Genomic DNA, 6,547 nt, shown 5'->3' with positions numbered 1-6,547 from the left:
TCCAGCAGCCCGGGCATGGCAACCAGCTGCCGAACCACCCACGGGCTGGCGGCGGCGAGCCGGATCAGATGCTGTAGCGCGATCGGCCGCTCATCCAGCAGCGCCAGATAATTGGTCCTGCCGATCAGCGCGTCCAGGATGGACAGCAACCGCGCGGCGACCTCGTCCGGCTCGTCCATGGATTTCAACGCATCCAGGCAGACCGGCCAGATGCGGTGCAAACGCGCGTCGGCCGCATCGCTGTACATTGCATTGTCCTGCAACGCCCTGACGCGCCCTGCAATACCCTCGCAGTCGGACAACCCGGCGCCGGTCAACTGCTCCAGACCCGCTGGCGAATCCGCCTGACGCCAGGACGGCGCTGGCGTGGCCGGCTCATCGTCGCCGGCCTCTCCGACGATATCCACGAACCCAGCGTGGACGCGATCGCGATGTGTCGCCAGCGCCCGTTCCACCTGGGACCAGTCGTCGTGTCCGAAACTGCGCGCCAGCGCCGTTCGCACATCGGCTGCATCGGGCACCTGATGCCACTGCGCATCGCTCCACATCTGCAACCGGTTTTCCAGCTGGCGCAGAAACAGATAGGCGGCTTCCAGGTCGTCGCCGCTCTGCGTATCCAGATAGCCGAGCGCCTCGGCGGCCGTCCGCGCCTGGCGCCAGGACTGGCAGCGCAGCGATGGCTCCGACCCGCCATGCACGAGTTGCAAGGCCTGGATCACGAACTCGGCCTCGCGGATTCCACCCACGCCCCGCTTGATGTCGAGATCGCCCGTCGTCCGGGCGACATCCGCGGCAATGTCCGCCTTGATCTGGCGCAGCGACGCAAAGGCGCCGAAATCCAGATAGCGTCGATAAATGAACGGCTGCAACCGGGTCGACAAGGCCTTTGCCCAGTCCGGAACGTCCCCGATCCAGCGAGCCTTCATCAGCGCATAGCGTTCCCAGGCGCGACCGTGAACCTCGTAGTAGTGCTCAAGCGCAGACGCGGACACCGTGATCGGCCCCGACCGGCCGAACGGACGCAGGCGCGTGTCGACGCGATAGACGATGCCTTCCGGCGTGACATCCGCCAGCAGCGAGATCAGGCGCTGGGCCACGCGCGCGAACCAGGTCGGCGCATCCAGTGCGCGATGGCCATCACTTTGTGATTGGGCCGGCCCATGGACGAAGACCAGATCCACGTCGGAGGAGAAGTTCAGCTCGCGACCACCGAGCTTGCCCATGGCGAGGATGGCGAGGCGGCCTGGTGAGCCGTCGGGTGCGAGCAGACGGCCGTGCCGCGCCTCCACATCCGCGTGGGCCAGATCCAGCGCGGCGACCAGCAACCCGTCCGCCACATCGGACAGCGCCACCAGGGTTGCCCACCCGTCATCGCGACCATCCAGATTGCGCTCGGCGATCGCGGCGAGCAGCTTGCGACGACAGCAACGCAACGCGGCCGCGGGCTCGTGTTGCGCGCGCAGGGCGTCGAGGCAGGCGGTGACGACGCCCGGCGTAATCGGCTTCGCCGACCACTCGCCCAGATCCGGCCATGCGGCCCGCTCTCGCGTCAGGAATGGTCCGTTGAAATGCTCAGCCCCGCTCATTGCGCGCTGCCTGTCTGCCCGATGGGCGAGGCATTCTAGTGCATCACGCGCAGCAGGCTTGGCGGCATCGAGTCGCCGCTGGCAGGAGGCGTATGCCGATCAGTCGGCGTCCGCCAGTGCGAGACGGTCGACCGCCTCCGCGGCCTGGCGATCGCCACCGCCGGCGGCGCGCAGGTACCAGGCGCCGGCCAGATCCAGGTTCTCCGGACCTCCGACGCCTTGTTCATAGAAGCGGCCCAGGTGGTACTGGGCAGCCGGATAGTCCTGATTGGCCGCCCGCTCCAGCCACGCCATGGCCTTCGGCTCGTCCTTTTCCACGCCTTCACGCCCTTCCTCGAGCAGCAGCGCCAGATAAACCTGCGCGGGCAGGAAATTCTGGTCCGCCGATGCACGGTAAAGCTTGCGCGCCCTTGGTGGATCGCTCAGACCGTCGTCCGGTTCGTCGTAGAGCTGGGCGAGGTGGAACTGGGCGTCCGCGTTCCCCTGCTCCGCCAGGCCGCGATAAAGGCCCCGGGCCTGCCCGAGGTCCTGCTCCACGCCCTCCCCGTCGGCGTAAAGGCCGGCCAGCACCAGGGTGGCCGCCGCATGATTCTCGTCAACCGCGGACTTCAGCAGCGCGATCGCCTGGCGGGGGCCCGCGTCGGGAACATCGCCGGCCAGCATCAGCAGGGCGAGGTTGTACGCCGCGCTGACATGGCCGTCCTCGGCCGCCAGGTCATACCAGTAGGCCGCCTGCCCACCGTCCATTTCGATGCCCAAGCCGGTCTGGTAGGCACGACCGAGCTGGTACATGGCATTGGTGTGCTCGGCGCTGGCCGCCGCCTTGAACCACCGGATGCTCTCGGCCTGCGCCGCGGGGTCCTGGAACCTGGTCAGCATCAGGCCGAGGTTGTACTGGGCCGGAACCAGACCGGCCTCGGCGGCGGCCGTGTACGCAAGCCTGGCGGCATCGACATCAGACTCCACGCCACGTCCGCTGGCGTAGAGGTAGCCCAGCCGGAAATTCGCCTCCGAGATGCCGCCCTCGGCCGCCTGTTCGAACATGGGAACGGATGCGGCGATGTCCTGTTCCACGCCTTCCCCGCGCAACAGCATCTCGCCGAGCTCGTAGGCCGCCTCGACATCGCCAGCCTCGGCCGCGACGCGATAGGCATCCGCGGCACCCGCGAGATTCTTCGGCACACCGACACCGGACTGGCGGGCAATGCCCAGCAGCAAACCGGCTTCGGAGGGATAACGGTCCAGCGCCGCGGACAGCAGCGCGTCGACATCGTGCTCACGGGGTGCCTGATAGCCGTTGTGGATCAACAACCGCGCCAGATTCAGCTGGCCGGCGGCGTTGCCCTGTTCGGCCGCGTCACGCAGCAGTTCATAGGCGTAGTCGACATTCTGCTCGATGCCCTCGCCGTTCAGGTACATATTGCTGAGATTGACGATGGCGCCGTCATGCCCCTGGCTGGCCGCCTTCCAGTACCAGTCCGCGGCAACCTCCGGCTTGGCCTCGCCCAGCAATCCACGCTGCAGGATCAGCGCGGTGTTGAACTGGGCTTCCGCCAGCCCCTGCTCGGCTGCCTGCAGAAACCAGTCGAAGGCGAGACTGATGTCCTGGCGAATGCCAATGCCCTGGGCATAGAAGCGACCCAGATCGCTTTGCGCCTGGGCGTAGCCCTGCGAAGCGGCCTTGAAATAGTAGTCGTGCGCCTGTCCCAGGTCGGCCGGCACGCCGTCACCCTGCTCGAAACGACGCCCCATCACATGCTGCGCGTCGGCGTAGCCCAGTGCCAGCCGCTCCTCGAATGCCTTGACCTCATCGTCAACGGCAACCGCCTCGGGCTCAGCCGGAGGGTCAACAACATCGGCCTGCGCGGTGGTTTCAGGCGCGTCGCCTTCAGCCGCGTCGCCCTCAGCCGCACTCTCGACGGGTGCGTCGCCGGCGGCATCCAGCGGGCGCTCCAGCGCCGATGGTCGCGAGGATTCGACGGATGTCAGCGAAGGCGGCGCGAATAACGGGTCCTCCGCCGGCACGCTGGCGGCCGATTCCTGCTCGGTGGCATCGGCCTGCTCCGGCAGATCCGATGGCTCGTCCACGGACCAGCCGACGGATGACAGGCTCCACAGGGCGACCATACCCAGTACTTGGACACTACGGACTTTCATTGCAAACCGATCTCCACTCCCAGCCCGACACTTTCGGTCGATACGCCGTCCGCTTCAAGTCTTGTCAGCCCATCGGCTGAGAATTCCGTCTCAACGGCCCCGCCCGGCCACCTGGCGCCCGCCGAAAACGAAGAAGCCCCGCCGGAGCGGGGCTTCCCTTTACAACCGAACGGGTCGGCCGGCTTTACATCATGCCGCCCATGCCGCCCATGTCACCGCCTGCCGGCATCGCGGGCTCTTCCTTCGGAAGCTCAGCGATCATGGCTTCTGTGGTCAGCATCAGACCGGAGACCGAGGCGGCGTGCTGCAGCGCGCTGCGCGTCACCTTGGTCGGGTCCAGGATGCCCATGGCGATCATGTCACCGAACTCGCCGGTCGCGGCGTTGTAGCCGTAGTTGCCGGACTCGGCCTTGACCGCGTTCAGGATCACGCTGGCTTCGCCGCCGGCGTTGGCAACGATCTGGCGCAGCGGCTCTTCAACGGCGCGCTTGAGGATGCGAATGCCCGCATCCTGATCGGCGTTCACGCCGCTGACCTTCTCGATCGCGGCGATGGCACGCACCAGCGCGACACCACCACCCGGAACCACGCCTTCTTCAACAGCGGCGCGGGTTGCATGAAGTGCGTCCTCGACGCGAGCCTTCTTCTCCTTCATCTCGGTTTCGGTGGCGGCACCGACCTTGATGACGGCAACACCGCCAGCGAGCTTGGCAACGCGTTCCTGCAGCTTTTCACGATCGTAGTCGCTGGTCGCGTCTTCGATCTGCTTGCGGATGGTTTCGATGCGGCTCTTGATGTTGTCGGTCTGGCCGGCGCCATCAATGATCGTGGTGTTTTCCTTGGAAACCTGGACCTTCTTGGCTTCGCCCAAGTCTTCCAGCGTGACCTTTTCCAGGCTCATGCCGGTTTCTTCGGAGATCACGGTGCCACCGGTCAGGATGGCGATGTCTTCCAGCATGGCCTTGCGGCGGTCGCCGAAGCCCGGAGCCTTGACGGCCGCGACCTTGACGATGCCACGGATGGTGTTCACCACCAGCGTCGCCAGTGCTTCGCCTTCGACATCTTCAGAAATGATCAGCAGCGGACGCGAGGACTTGGCCACACCTTCCAGCACGGGCAGCAGGTCACGGATGTTCGAGACCTTCTTGTCGTGCAGCAGGATGAACGGATTGTCCAGTTCAGCCGTCATGGACTGCTGGTTGTTGACGAAGTACGGCGACAGGTAGCCGCGATCGAACTGCATGCCTTCGACGACATCCAGCTCGTTGGCCAGGCCGGAGCCTTCCTCAACGGTGATGACACCTTCCTTGCCAACCTTCTCCATCGCTTCGGCGATGATCTGGCCGATCGCCTCGTCGGAGTTGGCGGAAATCGTGCCGACCTGGGCAATCGCCTTGTTGTCGTCACAGGGCTTGGACAGGCCCTTCAGCTCTTCGACGGCGGCTTCCACGGCCTTGTCGATGCCGCGCTTGAGGTCCATCGGGTTCAGACCAGCGGACACGGCCTTGATGCCTTCGCGCAGGATCGCCTGGGCGAGCACGGTCGCGGTCGTGGTGCCGTCACCGGCGACGTCGGAGGTCTTGGAAGCGACTTCCTTGACCATCTGCGCACCCATGTTCTGGAACTTGTCTTCCAGTTCGATTTCCTTGGCCACGGACACGCCGTCCTTGGTCACGGTCGGCGAGCCGAAGCTCTTTTCCAGCACGACGTTGCGGCCCTTGGGACCCAGCGTCACTTTCACGGCATTGGCCAGTGCGTTGACGCCCTTCAGCAGCTGCTGACGCGCGTCGTCACTGTAGTGAATTTCCTTGGCAGCCATTGGATAGCTCCTTAACTAATGGGGTTCTGACGAAAGAATTCTTGGAAGATCGGATCAGGCGTGCGGGGCTCAGCCCTCGAGCACGGCCATGATGTCGTCTTCACGCATGACAACGACTTCGTCGCCGTCCAGCTTGACCTCGGTGCCCGAGTACTTGCCGAACAGGACCTTGTCGCCGACCTTGACGTCCAGCGCCTGGACGGTGCCGGAATCCAGCTTCTTGCCATTGCCCACAGCAATGACTTCACCCTTGATCGGCTTTTCGGTCGCCGAGTCGGGGATCACGATGCCGCCCGGTGACGTACGCTCCTCTTCAAGGCGCTTGATCACCACGCGATCCTGCAAGGGACGGATATTCATGGCTGACTGCCTCCAAATATGTCGATAACTAGTGTCGATTCGATGGGCCATTCCCCTGGCCCGGCCGGGACATGGGCGACCTGCGATTAGCACTCGCCCCTGGTGGCTGCCAAAACTGGGGTTGGGGGCGTGGGTTTCAAGAGGCGGGGGAAGAAAATTTTCATGAATGTTGTGTGGCAGGGGTGCGTGAGGTCGCTGAGCGACTGAGCGCAGGGGGTGATAGCACGGTGCGACGCTGTCTGAGGACGACGCAGCAGAACCATCAGCTCAACGGTTTCGCCCATTCGGCCGAGTGACTTTTGGGCGTCCAAAAGTCACCAAAAGACGGATGCCGCTGCTCAGGTCGACCCGCCTGGCGGCGTGACGACTGCCCTGCGATGCTCGCCAACGGCGGGCGGGCCGAAACTCGCACGCTAGGCGTGCTCAAACAGCCGGCCCGCTGGCTCCACCGTTGTCTGCGCGTCTCGGCTGAGCAAAAGGCACAAAAAACCAGGTTCCGTTCCAGCCTCGGATTGAACTCCGTTGGACGTGGCCGAGCATCGCAGCGGGCGGTGAATCAGTCGGCGCGCAGCGCCGAGCGAGGCAGGGATGCCGAAGCCGTTGCAGTCGGGCCAGGACGGCCCGT

Annotated in this window: 3 protein-coding genes and 1 pseudogene; all 4 read right to left on the bottom strand. The window is 65.1% G+C overall.

Annotated features, from left to right (window positions below):
• Positions 1-1,586, bottom strand: a pseudogene (locus tag ABNS06_RS12865) (bifunctional glutamine synthetase adenylyltransferase/deadenyltransferase); the annotation flags it as partial.
• Positions 1,587-1,685: 99 nt separating this feature from the next.
• A complete protein-coding gene (locus tag ABNS06_RS12860) occupies positions 1,686-3,743 on the bottom strand; it encodes a tetratricopeptide repeat protein (protein WP_348674997.1) in 2,058 nt (685 codons plus the stop codon).
• 184 nt (positions 3,744-3,927) lie between these two features.
• Positions 3,928-5,562, bottom strand: a complete 1,635-nt coding sequence (gene groL, locus ABNS06_RS12855; RefSeq protein WP_348674996.1) for a chaperonin GroEL — start codon at positions 5,560-5,562, stop codon at positions 3,928-3,930.
• A gap of 69 nt (positions 5,563-5,631) precedes the next feature.
• The gene (gene groES / locus ABNS06_RS12850; protein WP_348674995.1) at positions 5,632-5,922 is read right to left on the bottom strand and encodes a co-chaperone GroES; all 291 of its coding nucleotides are present in this window, start codon (positions 5,920-5,922) and stop codon (positions 5,632-5,634) included.
• Positions 5,923-6,547: the final 625 nt, after the last annotated feature.

This window comes from uncultured Abyssibacter sp., assembly GCF_964000955.1.
In the GTDB taxonomy this organism is placed as follows: Bacteria; Pseudomonadota; Gammaproteobacteria; order Nevskiales; family OUC007; genus Abyssibacter.
This window is presented reverse-complemented; position numbering and strand designations above follow the sequence as displayed.

What these genes read in the sequence shown, in the direction of transcription:
- ABNS06_RS12860 (WP_348674997.1), bottom strand. Translation starts at nt 3,743, where the DNA reads ATGAAAGTCCGTAGTGTCCAAGTACTGGGTATGGTCGCCCTGTGGAGC.
- groL (WP_348674996.1), bottom strand. Translation starts at nt 5,562, where the DNA reads ATGGCTGCCAAGGAAATTCACTACAGTGACGACGCGCGTCAGCAGCTG.
- groES (WP_348674995.1), bottom strand. Translation starts at nt 5,922, where the DNA reads ATGAATATCCGTCCCTTGCAGGATCGCGTGGTGATCAAGCGCCTTGAA.